We start from the raw sequence: 14,485 nt of genomic DNA on the forward strand, positions 1-14,485 counted from the left end.
TTGTCGGACCCTTCGACTAGCGTCGTGAGGTCATGGAGCCGAGGTTCGGCCAACACATCATCGGGCGGGAGCATCCCGCTGCGCTGCTGCGCGCCGAGGTGGCCCGGCTGGTCGACAGCCATGGCGGTCTCGTCCTGGTCACCGGCGAGCCGGGCATCGGCAAGACCACACTGGTCTCGGCCGCCGCAGACGAGGCCCGTCGCAGCGGGGCGCTGGTGCTCGGCGCCGCCTGCTGGGACTCCGACACCGCACCCGACTACTGGCCATGGGTGCAGGTCCTGCGGCGGCTGGCCCGGTCCGCCGACGACCGGCGCGGGGTGCGGGAGGCGGCCGACGCGGGCCTGGCGGCACTGCTCGGCGAGCGCGCGGCGGGTGACACCGCGGAGGCAACCGAGCCGGGCGACCCGACCGAGCCCGGCGACACGCACGTGGCCGAGCCGGGCGACGCGGGCCGGGACGAGTTCGACAGGCACGACGCGGTGACCGCCGCCCTGGTCGCCGTCGCCCAGCACCGCCCGGTCGCCGTGGTCTTCGACGACCTGCACTGGGCCGACCCGGCGTCGCTGCGGCTGCTCCAGTTCGTCACCCAGCACGCCTGGTTCGAGCGGTTGCTGCTGATCGGCACCTACCGGGACGCCGAAGTCGAATCCGTCGAGCACCCGCTGCGGCCGTGGCTGCTGCCGCTCACCGCCAAGGCGACCACAGTCACGCTCGCCGGGCTCGATCGCGCCGAGGTGGCCGCGCTGATGGCCCGCACCGCCGGCCGGGAGCCCGACGCGAGCCTGGTCGCCGAGGTGCACCGGCGCACCGGCGGGAACCCGTTCTTCGTGGAGCAGACCGCCCGGCTCTGGCACACCCACGGCCTCACCGACACCGTCGCCCCCGGCGTACGGGAGGTGGTGCGCCGCCGGCTCGACCAGCTGCCCGCCCCGGTTGTCGAGGCGCTCACGGTGGCCGCGGTGCTCGGCCGCGAGTTCGACAGGCTGACGCTCGCCGCCTGCGTACCCGCCCCGGTCGCGCAGGTCGACCGGTTGCTCGGCCGCGCCGCCGCGGCCCGGCTGGTGCTGCCCCGGAGCGACGGACGCTTCGTCTTCGTGCACGACCTGGTCCGCGAGACGCTCTACGACGGACTGGCCGACGACGATCGGCGGGCCCGGCACGCGGCTGTGGTCCGGGCCGTCGACCGGTCGGACGCGCTCGCCGGCGCGCTCAGCCCGGCCCACCTGGCCCGGCACGCCTGGCTGGCCGGCGCCGAGTTGGAGCCGGAACGCGCCGGTGACCTGCTGCTGGCCGCCGCCCGCGACGCCGGGGGCCGGATCGCTGTGGACGAGTCGGTACGGCACTACCGGCGCGCGCTGGAACTGACCGGCGAGCCCGGCCGGCGGGTCCGGGTGCTGCTGGAACTGGCCGGGCTGTTGCACCACGCCGGCCCACCGGCCGAGGTCGAGCGGCTGCTGGCCGAGGCCGCCGCGCTGGCCCGGGAACTGCCCGATCCCGGCGTGCTGACCCGGGTGGCGCTCATCGCGCACCGGCAGCACTCCGCCACCCGCCGCAGGCTCGACGCCGCCGAGCTGGTCCGGGAGGCGTACCGGCGGTTGATCGCGGAACCGGAGCCGGAGCGGCCGGTACGCGCGCTGGTCACCGACCTGATCACGGCCACCGAGACGCTCGCCCGGCACGGCCGCGACGACGAGGCGCTCACCTTCAGCCTGTGGGCCCGCCACGACACCACCTGGGGGCTCGGCACCGCGCACGAACGAGCCGTGGTGACCGCTGAGATCCGCGAGGTGGCCCGTCGTAGCGGCGACCGGGAGACCGAGCTGTGGGCCACGGCGCTGCGCTGGGTCGCGTTGCTGGAGCTGGGCGATCCGGGCTACCGGCACGAGCTGACCGCGTTCGTGACCGGCGCGCGACGCGGCGACGTGGCCCGGCAGCGGGTGGCGGCGACCGCGGACAGCGCGATCATCGCCGCGTTCCGGGGTGACCTCGCTACCGCCGAGGCGTGCTTCGCCGAGGCGGAGAGCTACCGCGAGTCGGCGCACTCCGACCACGCGTTCATGACGCACCACATGCGCTGGTCGGTGCTGCTGCTGTACGGCCGCCTCACCGAGGCCGAGGCGGTGCTCGACCGGGTGGGCGCCGCGCACCCGCAGGCCGAGCTGCTCCGGGCGATCACCGCCGCCGAGCGCGGCGACGCGGCCACCGTGCTTCGGCTCACCGCCGCGATCGAGGCCGCGGGCACCGCGTACCCCCGGTCGGTGTCGCCGCTGTGGCTGCGCCTGCGGGCGCAGGCGGCGGCCGTGGACGGCGACCCGGCCCGGTGCGCGGAGGTACGGGCCGCCCTGGCCCCGCACCGCGGGCAGTGGACGGCGGCGCTGTTCGGGTGCGACATCGGTGGCCCGGTCGACCTGTGGCTGGCCATGGCGGACGCGGCCGAGGGCCGGTGGGACGACGCGATCGACTGTTACCGGGCGGCCCGGGACGCCGCGGACCGGCTGGGCGCCCGGCCCTGGTCGGTGCTGGCCCGGGCCGGGCTGGTGGGCGCGTTCGCCGGGCGCGACGGGCCGGGCGACGCGGCCGAGGCGTGGCGGCTGCGGGCCGAGACGGTGGCCGAGGCGCGGACGCTGGGCATGGTCCAGGTGGTGGACCGGCTGGGCGCGACGGCTCCCGCCCCGGCGGTGGCCTCCGCCGTGGTCGCGCCGGTGGCGGTCCGGCTCGGCGCGGGCGCCCCGGCTCTGGTCGCGTCGTCGTCGTCGCCCGGCCGCCGCGCCGCGTCGGGTCTGTCCCGGGCGGGTGCCGTCCACGGCAACGCACGGCCGCCCGACCCCGGCGCGGGCGGCGCGGACGTGATCCGGCCCGAGTTCCGGCCGGACGGGCCGGTGTGGCGCCTCGCGTACGACGGCGTCGTGGTGCACCTGCCCGACGCCAAAGGGCTGCACGACCTGCGGCTGCTGCTGAGCCGGCCCGGCACGGACGTGCCCGCCGTCGAACTGCTCGACCCGGCGGCCGGCCCGGAACTCGCCGCCGCGCGCCGCCTCGGCGCCGATCCGGTGCTCGACGACGAGGCGAAGGCCCGCTACCGACGGCACCTGCGGCGGCTCGACGACGAGATCGACCGGGCTGCGACGCGCGACGACGGGCGGCGGCTGGCCGAGCTGGACGCCGAGCGCGCGGCGCTGCTCGACCAGTTGCGTGCCGCCGCCGGGCTGGCCGGGCGCAGCCGGCGTCTCGGTGACCAGGCGGAACGGGCGCGCAAGGCGGTGACCGGGCGGATCCGGGACACCCTGCGCCGCATCGGCGAGCGGCATCCGGCGCTCGCCGCCCACCTGCGCGAGTCGGTCACCACCGGCGGCGCCTGCCGGTACCAGCCGGCCGAGCCGGTGCCCTGGCGGCTCTGACCGGCGAGGTGGCGGGGCCGTGTGGACCCCGCCACCGGTGTCACGTCAGCGACGGTTGTAGCGGTACATCGTCAGCGTGCCGAACACGACCACGAAGAGGGCGCTCCAGAGCAGCATCCACATGGTGCTCGGGCCGTCCATCGAGCCGGCCATCGCCGCTCGGACCGAGGTGACGAGCTGGGTGATCGGGTTGACCTTGACGAACGCCTGCAGCCAACCGGGCATGGTGGACGGGTCGACGAACACGTTGCTCAGGAACGTCAGCGGGAACAGCACCATCATGCTGGTCCCCATCACCGACTTCTCGCTGCGCAGCACCAGGCCGAAGAACGTCCACACCCAGGAGAACGCGAACGAGAAGACCACCAGCAGCCCGATTCCGGCCAGCACCCCGAGCAGCCCGCCGTCGGGACGGAAGCCGAGCACCACGCCCACGGTGAGGATGACCACGGCGGCCAGGACGTAGCGCAGCACGTCGCCGAAGATCATCCCGACGAGCGCCGACGGCCGCCAGACCGGCAGCGTACGGATCCGGTCGAAGACGCCCTTCTCGATGTCGCTGTTGAGCCCGACCCCGGTGTACATGGTGATCATCACGACGCTCGTGACCATGATGCCGGGCAGGAAGAACTGGAGGTACGCACGCGGGCTGTCGGCGAGCGCGCCACCGAACAGGTACGTGAACATCAGCACCATGATGATCGGGAACGCGGTCACGTCGAACAGCTGCTCGGGCACGTGCTTGATCTTCAGCAGCGCGCGCCAGCCGAACGTCAGCGACGCCGACAGCGCGCCGGGCCGGGCCGGCCGCTCGGCCGGGGCGAGCACAGTGGCCAGCGCCTCGGCGGACGGCATGTAGACGGACGGCGCCCGCCCGGTGGTGATCGCGGTGTCGCTCATCGCGCCGTCTCCAGTTCGTCGTCCCGCTCGTCCGCCGGGACGGCCGGGTGGTCGGTCAGGGCCAGGAAGACCTCGTCCAGGCTGGGCTGGCCGAGGGAGAAGTCGTCCACCACGATGCCGGCGGCGGCCAGCTCGCCGAGCGCCCGCGCCGCCTGCGTACCCGCCTCCAGGTCGGTGCCGTGCTCGCCGACGCGGGCGGTCAGCGCCGCCGGGTCCGCGGCGAGCTGCACCGGTACGCCGAGCGACGCCCGCAGCACCTGCTCGGCCTGCGGCCGCTGCCCCGGATCGCGCAGCCGGATGTGGACGCTGCCCGCGCCGATCGACGCCTTCAACTCGCCCGGGGTGCCCTCCGCGATCACCCGGCCGTGGTCGACCACAGCGATCCGGCCGGCGAGCTGGTCCGCCTCGTCCAGGTACTGCGTGGTCAGCAGCACCGTCGTGCCGTACGCCACCACAGCCCGCACGATCGCCCACACCTGGTTGCGGCTGCGCGGGTCCAGCCCGGTGGTCGGCTCGTCGAGGAACAGCAGGTCCGGGGTGTTGAGGATGCTCGCGGCGATGTCGATGCGCCGCCGCATCCCGCCGGAGTACTTCTTCACCTGCCGCCCCGCCGCCTCGGTCAGCCCGAACGCGGCGAGCAGCTGCTCGGCCCGGTCCCGGGCGCCGGACCGGCCCAGCCCGAGCAGCCGGCCCAGCAGGACCAGGTTCTCCGCCCCGGTCAGGTCCTCGTCCAGCGAGGCGTACTGGCCGGTCAGGCTCACCCGGGAGCGCACCGCGTCGGCGTCACGCACCACGTCGTGTCCGAAGACCCGGGCCGTGCCGCCGTCCGGGCGCAACAGCGTTGCCAGCACCCGTACGGCGGTGGTCTTCCCGGCGCCGTTCGGGCCCAGCACTCCGTAGACGGTGCCGGCGGGAACCCGCAGGTCCAGCCCGTCGAGTGCCCGGGTCGAACCGAAGGACCGGACCAGGCCCTCGGCCTCGACGGCCAGGCCGGTGTTCCGGTTGCTCATGAATCGCTACCTCTCCTCGTCGGTGTTCTCGACAGCCGTACGGGTGTGCCGCCCGACCGATCGCCTGTTTCAACGAGGCCGGGAAGCTGTGGTGTTGTGCCGGCCTCGCCCCGAAGGCGCCAGACGGCCCGCCAGATCCGATCTGGCGGTGGCGATTCCCGGCCGACGACGGCCGGTACGGGAGGAAGGCGGGGTTATGACCGTTCCCGCAGCAGCCCGCCGGATGACCGATCGTGGACAGTGCTTGATCGATCGCCTGCCATATGCTGCGCCGGCATCCGACGCACGGGGGCGCGTCCCGGTTGTGGTTACGCGGGCGCCTCTCTGCGCATTGAAACCGAGAGGGGTAACAAACTGTTGCTGTTTCGTGCATCTTTGGCGCTCTTGGGGAAGCTATAGTGATCGGGTGAACCTGAAGGAATGGGCGGCGTCGACCGGCATCGCGTACATCACCGCTCGGCGGCAGTACGCAGCCGGGACGCTGCCCGTTCCCACATACCGGATCGGCCGCCTGATCATGGTCGGAGAGCCGGTCACCGGCACGCCGGCCGGAACCGGGCAGACGGTCGTGTACGCCCGCGTGTCGTCCGCCGATCAAAAGCCCGACCTGGATCGACAGGTCGCTCGGGTGACCGTCTGGGCCACCGGCCAGAAACTCGGTGTGGACCGGGTGGTGACCGAGGTCGGCTCCGCACTCAACGGGCACCGCAAGAAGTTCCTCGCCCTGCTGCGCGACCCGGCTGTATCAACGATCGTGGTCGAACACCGTGATCGGTTCGCCCGCTTCGGCGCCGAATACGTTGAGGCTGCTCTCTCAGCGCAGGGCCGCCGGTTGCTCGTCGTGGACCCGGCGGAGGTCGACGACGACCTGGTCCGCGACGTCACCGAGATCCTGACCTCACTATGCGCCCGTCTCTACGGCCGCCGCGCCGCCGCTAACCGCGCTCGCCGCGCGGTCGAGGCTGCCACCGAGGAAAGTCCGGCGTGAGAACGATCCAGGCGTACCGGTTCGCCCTCGACCTCACCTCCGGCCAGGAACGCAATGTTCTTGCCCACGCGGGGGCGGCCCGCGTCGCTCACAACTGGGCGCTCGCGAAGGTCAAGGCCGTCATGGACCAGCGGGCCGCCGAACGCTCGTACGGCGTTCAGGACGACCTGTTGACGCCGTCGCTGTCCTGGTCCCTGGCCGGGCTGCGTAAGGCATGGAACCACGCGAAGGGCGACGTCGCGCCGTGGTGGGGCGAGGTGTCGAAGGAGGCGTTCAACACCGGCCTCGACGCGCTCGCTCGCGGGTTGAAGAACTGGGCCGACTCCCGTAACGGCAAACGAGCCGGGAAACCGGTCGGCTTCCCCCGGTTCAAGTCCCGCCGCCGCGCCACACCGAGCGTGCGGTTCACCACCGGGGCGATCCGGGTCGAACCCGACCGAAAGCATGTGGTGCTGCCCCGGCTGGGCCGCCTGAAGTTGCACGAGTCCGCCCGCAAACTCGCCCGCCGCCTGGACAACGGCACCGCCCGGATCATGTCCGCAACCGTGCGCCGCGACGGCGGCCGGTGGCACGTCTCCTTCACCGTGGAGGTCGAGCGCACCGAGCGCCAACCGGCGCACCCCTCCTCGGTCGTCGGCGTGGATGTCGGCATCAAGCACCTCGCGGTCCTGTCTACCGGCGAGATGGTCGATAACCCACGTCACCTCCTGGCCGCGCAGCAGCGGATGCGCGTGCTCGGCCGTGCGCTGTCGCGTAAGACCGGCCCGGACCGACGCACCGGCAGACGGGCGTCTAAGCGGTGGGAACAGGCTGCGACTCGGCTCGGCCGTGCGCACGCCCGGGTGGCGAACCTGCGCCGCGACGGGCTGCACAAGCTCACCACCCGCCTCGCCCGCGAGCACGGCACGGTGGTGGTCGAAGACCTCAACGTGACCGGGATGCTCGCCAACCGCAGGCTGGCCCGGCACATCGCTGACGCCGGGTTCGCGGAGATTCGCCGCCAACTGACGTACAAGACCGAATGGAACGGTGGTCGGCTGCTGCTGGCCGACCGCTGGTATCCGTCCTCGAAGACCTGCTCGGGCTGCGGCGCGGTGAAAACCAAACTCGCCCTGCACGAGCGCGAGTACGAATGCGAGGCGTGCGGTCTGGTCATCGACCGTGACCGCAACGCCGCCCGTAACCTGGCCGCGCTGGCGGCTGAGTTCGACACCGCCGGGAGTGGCCCGGTGGCAGGACGTGGAGACGACCGGAAGACCCGCATACGCGGGCAGGTGTCCGTGAAACGTCAACCCGGCACCGCATCCGCGGGTCAGACCGGGACCGTCCTACCACAAGGCAGGACTACCATCCGCGCGTTCGCTAGAGCGCACTGAAAGGTAACGGTCCACCGTGTCCATCGTCCGAAGAGTGCTCGGCGCACTCGCCGTGGCGGCCCTGGCCGTCACCGCCGCACCCACCGCCGCCGGTGCGGCGGCGGATCCGGCAGGCGTGCTCCACCTGACCGTCAGCAGGCTCGACGGCAGCCCGGCCGCCGGTAACGTCGCCGTGACGGCCGCCGACAGCAGCTACGACAAGGACCTCCTGCCGCTGGACGAGTCCGGGCAGCTCAGCGTGGAGGTGCCGGCCGGCGACTACAAGATCGCTGTCACCCCGGTGTACAGCGACGGCCAGGACGACGAGGTGCTGAGGCAGTGGGTGCCGGGCCGGACCAGCTGGGCGCAGGCCGGAACGGTCCGGGTGTCCGCGGGGGACACGACGGAGGTCTCCGAGCGCCTGCTCGCGCCCAGCGGGTCGACCCTGCGGGCGCGCGACGCGGTCACCGGCGCCGCGGTCGACGGGCTGTGCGTGTTCCTCGACCCCCGGCGCAATCCGTGCGGCGACACCCGGGTGACCGTCCCGCCGCTGATCCCCGGCCCGCAGGAGGTGTGGGTCTACACCCGCGACGACACCCACCTGCCCCGCTACGCCACGGTGAACGTCCTGGCCGACGGCAGCGGCACCGCCGTGGTCGTCCTGACCCCGGCCGCGAACGTGGTCTCCCGGGTGGTCGACGCGGCGACCGGCGCGCCCGTCGCCGGGGCCTGTGTGACGCCGGTGCCCGCCGGTACCGGCGAGCTTCCCGACAACCCGGGACGGTACTGCTCCGACGCCTCCGGGAACGTCCGCGTCGGCCTGGTCGCGGCCGGCTCCTGGAACCTGTTCGCCCGTCCCGCCGGCGGATCGGCGTACGGCGCGCAGTGGGTCGGCGCGACCGGCGGCACCGGCGACGCGAAGCAGGCCCGGGTGGTCACCCTCCGGGCCGGGCAGACGGTCACCGTGCCCCCGATCCGGCTCGACCGCGCCGGTGTCGTCACCGGCACCGTGACCAGCGCGGCCACCGGCAGGCCGGCGACCTCCGGCGCCGTGACGCTCGCGCCCGAGTCGGGCTTCTTCCTGGATTGGGGTGTGAAGCTGGACGCGCAGGGCCGCTACCGGATCGACTGGCTCGGCCCGTACGCCTGGCCGCTGCTGTTCACCACTGCCGACAACGCCGCCCAGTGGTCCGGCGGGTTCGCCCTGCGCGGCAAGGCCGTGCCGGTCACGGTCCGGGCCGGCGCCACCACCGTCTACAACCTCGCCGTGCGGCGTGGCGTCCTGGTCACCGGCCGGCTCGTCGACCCGGAGGGCCGCCCGGTGGTCGCCGAGCTGACGGTGCGCAACGCGCGTACCCGTGAGGTCATCGGCTATACGTTGGATCTGGATCGCGACGGCGAGTACGCGCTGCGCGTGCTCGGCCCCCAGCCGGTCACCGTGGCGTGGCTGTGGACGCCGCCCTACGTCCTGTACGCCGGCTGGTACGACGGCGCGGCCCGCCCGGCCGACGCCACCGAGGTGACCCTGCCGGGCACCGGCACCCTGCGGCTCGACGTCGCTGTCGACCGGTTCCCCGCCGGTTGAGCGGCACGGGCCGGGTGGCGTGCGAGCCACCCGGCCCGGCGCCGGTCAGCGCACCGAGTCCAGCCGGGTCCGCTGCTCGGCGGTCAGCTCCAGGTCGACGGCGGCAAGGCTCTCCTCCAGCTGCGCCACCGAGGAGAAACCGACGAGCGGGATCGACGGGATGTCCCCGCCCGTCAGCCAGGCCAGCACCACCTGGTTGACTGTGGCACCGGTCTCGGCGGCCACCGCCCGCAGCGCCGCCAGCCGGGCGGGGGTGGCGGGCACCACGTACTCCTCGCCGAGCCGCTCCGGCCGGACGTACGCGCCCTTCAGCAGCGGCGAGTACGCGACCAGCGTGAGCTGCGGCTCCGTGCGCAGGTAGCTGAGCAGGTCGGGGCCGACCCAGCCGACGTCGCCGTCCGGGTCCAGCTCGCTCGGCACGTCCAGCCGCCGGGGCAGGTAGCTGCGGTGGTACTGGAGCACCTCGTACCCGGGCAGGCCGGCCGCGGCGGCGAGCGCACGGGCCCGCTCGACCCGCCAGGCGCGGTGGTTGCTGGCGCCCAGCAGCCCCACCGTGCCCTCGGCGACCAGCTCGGCGAAGCCCTCCACGGTCTCCCGCATCGGGATCGTCCGGTCCTCGATGTGGGCGTAGAGCAGGTCGATCCGCTCGACGCCGAGGCGCTCCCGGCTGCGCTCGGCGGACTCGCGGATCACCTTGGCCGACAGCCCTTCCGGGTTGTCCACATAGCTGGTGCCGGGCGCGAGCGGACGGGCGCCGAGCTTCGTGGCGATGACCACCTCGCCGCCGATTCCGCGGCTGCGCCGCCAGCGGCCGAGCAGCTCCTCGCTCTCGCCACCCTGGCCCCCGTTGTGCCAGAAGGCGTAGTTGTCCGAGGTGTCGATGAAGGTGCCGCCCGCCTCGACGTACCGGTCGAGGACGGCGAACGAGGTGGCCTCGTCGGTGGCGGTGCCGAACAGCATCGCGCCGAGGCTCAGCACACTGACCTCGCGACGCGTGGCCGGGTCCGTGCCGATGGTGCGGTAGCGCATGTCTTCCTCCCCGTCGGAGCTCTGCCGGCCACCCTGCCCCTTCGAGTGCGCGCGAAGTCAACAACGGAGGGGCCCCGGGATTCCGGGGCCCCTCCGACGCGTGACGCTCAGCTCGGGATGTAGTCGAACTCGTCCGGGTTCGGGCCCGTCCGGCCGGCCTCGCCCCGGTCCAGCGAGGTGAGCCGCTCCATCGCGGTGTCGTCGAGCGTGAAGTCGAAGATCGCGAAGTTCTCCTCGATCCGCTTCGGCGTGGTCGACTTCGGAAAGACGATGTCGCCGCGCTGCACGTGCCAGCGCAGCACCACCTGGGCCGGGGTCCGGCCGACCTGCTCGGCCACGTCGACGACTGTCGGGTCGTCGAGCACCTTGCCCTGCGCGATCGGCGACCACGCCTCGGTGAGGATGCCGTGCGCCTTGTCGTACGCCCGCACCTCCTCGTTGCCGAGGTAGGGGTGCGCCTCGATCTGGTTGACCGCCGGCACCACGTCCGCCTCGGCGGCCAGCCGCTCCAGGTGGGCGACCTGGAAGTTGGACACGCCGATCGACCGGACCGTGCCCGCGTCACGCAGCTCCTCCAGCACCTTCCAGGTGGAGACGAAGTCGCCGTCGTAGCGGGTGGGCAGCGGCCAGTGGATCAGGAACAGGTCGAGGTAGTCGAACTTCAGCTCCCGCAGCGACTGCTCGAACGCCTTGCGGGCGTCGTCCGGGCGGTGGAAGCCGTTGTTCAGCTTGCTGGTGACGAAGACCTCGCCGCGGTCCAGCCCGGAGGCACGCAGCGCCTGACCCACCTCGGCCTCGTTGCCGTACATCTGGGCGGTGTCGATGTGCCGATAGCCGACCTCCAGCGCGGTGCCGACGGCCCGGACGGTGTCCTTCGGCTCGATCTGGAAGACGCCGAAGCCGAGCTGCGGGATGGTGTTGCCGTCGTTGAGCGCGATGTCCGGAATGTCGTTCTGGGCCATGAGAGCCTCATCTCCGATCGTGCGGTGCCCGGGGGCGCGTCCGTGCCGACCGCCCCCGGCCGTGCCAACCGGATGTCTCTACCCGCTCGCGACGCTTCCTCACATCGGGGACGAGCGTCAACCCCAGATCGACCGCGCCCACTCGGGGTGGTCGACGAACGGGTTGCGGTTGCCCTGCCAGCGCTCGTAGATGCGCTGGTTGCGGCGCTTCTCGAAGGCGTCCGGCGGATCCTGGTCGTTCCAGGCCAGCAGCTTCGACAGCCGCCCGAGCCGGGGCGCGGAGCCGTTGGAGACCGAGTCGTTCGGTTCCAGGTCCGGCCAGCCGTCGCCACCCTCGTACCGGATCGCCATGTAGAGGATCATGCGGGCCACGTCGCCCTTGACCGCGTCGCGCGGCTCGAACGAGTCGGCGTCGGTGTAGCAGCCGGGCGCCTCGGCCACCGTGCCGCCGCCCGAGTCGAAGTCCTTGTTGCCGCGCGACGAGTTGACCGACACGTCCTCCGGGCGCAGGTGGTGCACGTCGGTGCCGGGCCCGGTGGCGGTGCCGAAGTCGCCGTGCGACTTGGCCCAGACGTGCTCCCGGTTCCAGTCGTTCGCGCCGCCGCCGTTGCTCGTCTTGCTCTGCGACCGTCCGCTGTAGAGCAGGACCACGTTCGCCGGGTTGGCCGGATCCTGGTCGGTGTCCTTGAGCGCGTCCCACACCTGGTCGTAGCTGAGCTTCGTCTGCACCTTGATGATGCCGTGCAGCGCGGTGCGCAGCGCCGGCCCGGTCTTGCCGGCCGCGGCCGCGTAGTACGTGTCCGGCACGGCGGTGCCGGTCGGGCTCGGGGTCGGCGTGGGACTCGGCGTGGCGCCGCCGCCGAGGCTCATCGCGGTCGGGTTCTTCAGCCCGCCGTGGCTGAAGTACGCGGTGAGCGCGCCGGTCGCGGTCACCTGCCGCCCTCGCAGCGACGGGTTGGTGAGCAGCCCGAAGGTGCTCCGCCAGGCGGCCGTCACCTGCACGTACAGCATCCGGCCGGTGCCGGTCTCGCCGGCCTGGTCGGCGAGGGCGATCGCGGTGTCGGCGGTGAAGCCGGACGTGAGCACCGTGTTGGTGGCGGTGGGCTGGCCGATGACGTAGCCGGTGACGGTGGCCGTCCGGCCGTCCTGGGCGGCGAGCGCCTGAGCCACGGTCAGGGGTGTCGCGGCCGACGCGGCGCCGGTCACGCCGAGCGGGATACCGACCGCGACGGCGAGCACGACCGCCGCGATCAACCGCCCGGGTCGCGAGCGGGTGACACGCTTCATATTCATGATCAGCGATGTTAGTCGGATCGAGGTGAACTGCGGGAGGTCAGCGGGCCAACTTTTCGTCCCGGCCGGCCTCGAACAGCACCGGCCACGGCCGGGCCGCCGGGGCGAGGAGCGCCGGCCCGCCCGGTTCGTCGGGCGCGGCGAGCGTCTCGGTGGCGAGGTGGCCGAACATCGGCGCGGCCGGGTGCGCCGCCCGGATCGGCCAGGCCGCGGAGATCCGCCGGACCAGCGGCGTACCGGTGATCGGTCGCCACGCGACACGTGGTTCCCGGCGGGCCAGTGCGGCGGGCTCGACGGCGACCGCGCCGCCGGCCAGGAGCAGACCGAACAGGAACTCCGGGTTGCGCGCGGGGCGGACCCGGGCCGGGGCGAAACCGTGCTGCCGGCACACGGTCAGCAGATGCTCGTGCCAGCCGGGCGCGGTGGCCGGTGGCGCGGTGACCAGGTCCATGCCGGCCAGATCGGCGAGCGCGATCTCCCGCGGCCGGGCCAGCGGCGAGGCCCGGGGCAGCAGCACACCCACCGGTACGTCCACCGGCTCGCCGAAGCGCAGCCCGGCCTCGTCGACCGGATGGTGCAGCAGGCCGACGTCCAGCCGCCCGTCCGCGAGCATCCGGTGCTGCTCGGCGCTCGTCAGTTCGTGCAGGTCGAGGGCGAGCCCGGGCGCGCGGGCCGCGAGCGCGTCGAGCAGCGCGCGCAACGTCACGGCCGGGGTCTCCGGGGGTACGCCGGCGCGCAGCACCCCGAGCGCGCCCCGGCGGACCCGCTCGGCGAGGTGACGCAGCCGGCGTTCACCGGCCAGCAGCTCGTCGGCCTCGCCGAGCAGCAACTGGCCGGCGGTGGTGAGGCCGACCTGGCGCTGTGACCTGTCGAACAGGGTGACGCCCAGCTCCCGCTCCAACCGCTGGATCGACTGGCTCAGCGGCGGCTGTGCCATGCCCAGCGTCTCGGCGGCCCGGCCGAAGTGCAGTTCCCGGGCGACCACCACGAAATGCCGCAGGTGCCGCAGCAGGTCCATCCGGGCACCCTAGCGTCGCCGCTGGTTACCGTGTCGGCGTGGATGTGGCGGAACGGATCGGGGAGATCTTCGGGCGGGCCGGGGTGCGGGGTTGCCTGCACGTCGTGGACGTGGACGACCCGGCCGGCGGTGAGGTGGCGCTGCGCGCCGACGAGCAGATCGTCATCGCCTCCGTCTTCAAGATCATGGTGGTGCTGGAGTTCGCCCGGCAGGCGGCCGCCGGCCAGCTCGACCCGACCGAACGGGTGCTCGTCGGTGCCGCCGACCGGCTCGGCGGCTGGGGCGTGGCCGGCTGCGCCGACGACGTGGAGGTCTCCCTGCGCGACCTCGCGTACCTGGCCATGTCGGTGAGTGACAACACGGCGGCCGACCTGCTCCTGCGCCGGATCGGGGCGGACGTGCTGCCGATGCTGGCCGCGGAGCTGGACCTGCCGCGTACCCGGATCGTCGGCGGCCCCCGGCAACTCGTCGAGACGATGCTCTCCGACGTGGGCGCACGCACCGAGGCGGACTTCGCGCGGATCTTCCCCACCCTGTCGCCCGAACGGGTCCGCGCGATGCGGGTCTTCGACCCCGAGCACACCAGCTCCAGCACCGCCCGGGAGCTGACCCGGCTGCTGCGTCTGGTGTGGCGGGACGAGGCCGGCCCGGCGCCCGCGTGCGCCATGGTCCGGGAGCTGATGGCACGGCAGCTCTTCTGGACCCGGCTGGCCGCCGGTTTCCCACCCGGGGTCCGGGTCGCCGGGAAGACCGGCACCCTGCCGGGACTGCACCTCGAAGCCGGCGTCGCGGAGTACCCCGACGGCCGCAGGTACGCGATCGCGGTGGCGGTACGCACCGAACGGCTGGCCGCCCGCCGGATCGACGTGGACCTGGCGATGGGGGAGGCGGCCCGGACCGCCGTCGATTCATTGCGTTGATCCAGGCCGGGCCACCGGCCTGGCCTG

At 73.3% G+C, this 14,485-nt stretch carries 11 protein-coding genes; 5 read left to right on the forward strand and 6 right to left on the reverse strand.

From position 1 onward, the window contains the following. Positions 1-32 precede the first annotated feature (32 nt). Entirely contained in the window at positions 33-3,398 is a 3,366-nt protein-coding gene (locus tag FB454_RS28260) for an AAA family ATPase (protein ID WP_145823824.1), read from the forward strand. 45 nt (positions 3,399-3,443) lie between these two features. Here FB454_RS28260 and FB454_RS28265 read toward each other — a convergent pair whose 3' ends face one another. Continuing rightward, a complete protein-coding gene (locus FB454_RS28265) occupies positions 3,444-4,298 on the reverse strand; it encodes an ABC transporter permease (RefSeq protein WP_013284308.1) in 855 nt (284 codons plus the stop codon). Further along, positions 4,295-5,308, reverse strand: a complete 1,014-nt coding sequence (locus FB454_RS28270; RefSeq protein ID WP_013284309.1) for a daunorubicin resistance protein DrrA family ABC transporter ATP-binding protein — start codon at positions 5,306-5,308, stop codon at positions 4,295-4,297. The genes FB454_RS28265 and FB454_RS28270 overlap by 4 nt, the downstream gene beginning before the upstream one ends. Before the next feature lie 406 nt (positions 5,309-5,714). On the opposite strand from FB454_RS28270, the gene FB454_RS28275 reads away from it, so the two are divergent. From FB454_RS28275 to FB454_RS28285, 3 genes are read left to right on the forward strand one after another with little or no spacing between them, the layout of a single operon-like run. Then, a complete protein-coding gene (locus tag FB454_RS28275; RefSeq protein WP_047893371.1) occupies positions 5,715-6,296 on the forward strand; it encodes an IS607 family transposase in 582 nt (193 codons plus the stop codon). After that, a complete protein-coding gene (tnpB, locus tag FB454_RS28280; protein ID WP_145755054.1) occupies positions 6,293-7,672 on the forward strand; it encodes an IS607 family element RNA-guided endonuclease TnpB in 1,380 nt (459 codons plus the stop codon). Before FB454_RS28275 ends, tnpB begins: the two co-directional genes overlap by 4 nt. A gap of 16 nt (positions 7,673-7,688) precedes the next feature. Then, complete coding sequence (locus FB454_RS28285; protein WP_145823825.1) at positions 7,689-9,236, forward strand: collagen binding domain-containing protein; 1,548 nt, start codon at positions 7,689-7,691, stop codon at positions 9,234-9,236. A gap of 45 nt (positions 9,237-9,281) precedes the next feature. Here FB454_RS28285 and FB454_RS28290 read toward each other — a convergent pair whose 3' ends face one another. The 4 genes from FB454_RS28290 to FB454_RS28305 all read right to left on the reverse strand — a co-directional run bounded on the left by FB454_RS28290 (position 9,282) and on the right by FB454_RS28305 (position 13,538). Continuing rightward, complete coding sequence (locus FB454_RS28290) at positions 9,282-10,265, reverse strand: aldo/keto reductase (RefSeq protein WP_145823826.1); 984 nt, start codon at positions 10,263-10,265, stop codon at positions 9,282-9,284. 107 nt (positions 10,266-10,372) lie between these two features. Next, positions 10,373-11,227: an aldo/keto reductase gene (locus FB454_RS28295; RefSeq protein ID WP_030272954.1), complete on the reverse strand. Its 855-nt coding sequence runs from the start codon at positions 11,225-11,227 to the stop codon at positions 10,373-10,375. A 117-nt stretch (positions 11,228-11,344) separates the two neighbouring features. Next, positions 11,345-12,520, reverse strand: a complete 1,176-nt coding sequence (locus FB454_RS28300) for an endonuclease (protein WP_145823827.1) — start codon at positions 12,518-12,520, stop codon at positions 11,345-11,347. A gap of 40 nt (positions 12,521-12,560) precedes the next feature. Beyond that, positions 12,561-13,538: a LysR substrate-binding domain-containing protein gene (locus FB454_RS28305; protein ID WP_145823828.1), complete on the reverse strand. Its 978-nt coding sequence runs from the start codon at positions 13,536-13,538 to the stop codon at positions 12,561-12,563. Between the two features lie 38 nt (positions 13,539-13,576). Here FB454_RS28305 and FB454_RS28310 point away from each other — a divergent pair, with 38 nt between their 5' ends. Then, entirely contained in the window at positions 13,577-14,458 is an 882-nt protein-coding gene (locus FB454_RS28310; protein WP_030272950.1) for a serine hydrolase, read from the forward strand. Positions 14,459-14,485: the final 27 nt, after the last annotated feature.

This window comes from Micromonospora sp. CNZ297 (genome assembly GCF_007827625.1).

What these genes read in the sequence shown, in the direction of transcription:
- FB454_RS28260 (WP_145823824.1), top strand. Translation starts at nt 33, where the DNA reads ATGGAGCCGAGGTTCGGCCAACACATCATCGGGCGGGAGCATCCCGCT.
- FB454_RS28265 (WP_013284308.1), bottom strand. Translation starts at nt 4,298, where the DNA reads ATGAGCGACACCGCGATCACCACCGGGCGGGCGCCGTCCGTCTACATG.
- FB454_RS28270 (WP_013284309.1), bottom strand. Translation starts at nt 5,308, where the DNA reads ATGAGCAACCGGAACACCGGCCTGGCCGTCGAGGCCGAGGGCCTGGTC.
- FB454_RS28290 (WP_145823826.1), bottom strand. Translation starts at nt 10,265, where the DNA reads ATGCGCTACCGCACCATCGGCACGGACCCGGCCACGCGTCGCGAGGTC.
- FB454_RS28295 (WP_030272954.1), bottom strand. Translation starts at nt 11,227, where the DNA reads ATGGCCCAGAACGACATTCCGGACATCGCGCTCAACGACGGCAACACC.
- FB454_RS28300 (WP_145823827.1), bottom strand. Translation starts at nt 12,520, where the DNA reads ATGAATATGAAGCGTGTCACCCGCTCGCGACCCGGGCGGTTGATCGCG.
- FB454_RS28305 (WP_145823828.1), bottom strand. Translation starts at nt 13,538, where the DNA reads ATGGACCTGCTGCGGCACCTGCGGCATTTCGTGGTGGTCGCCCGGGAA.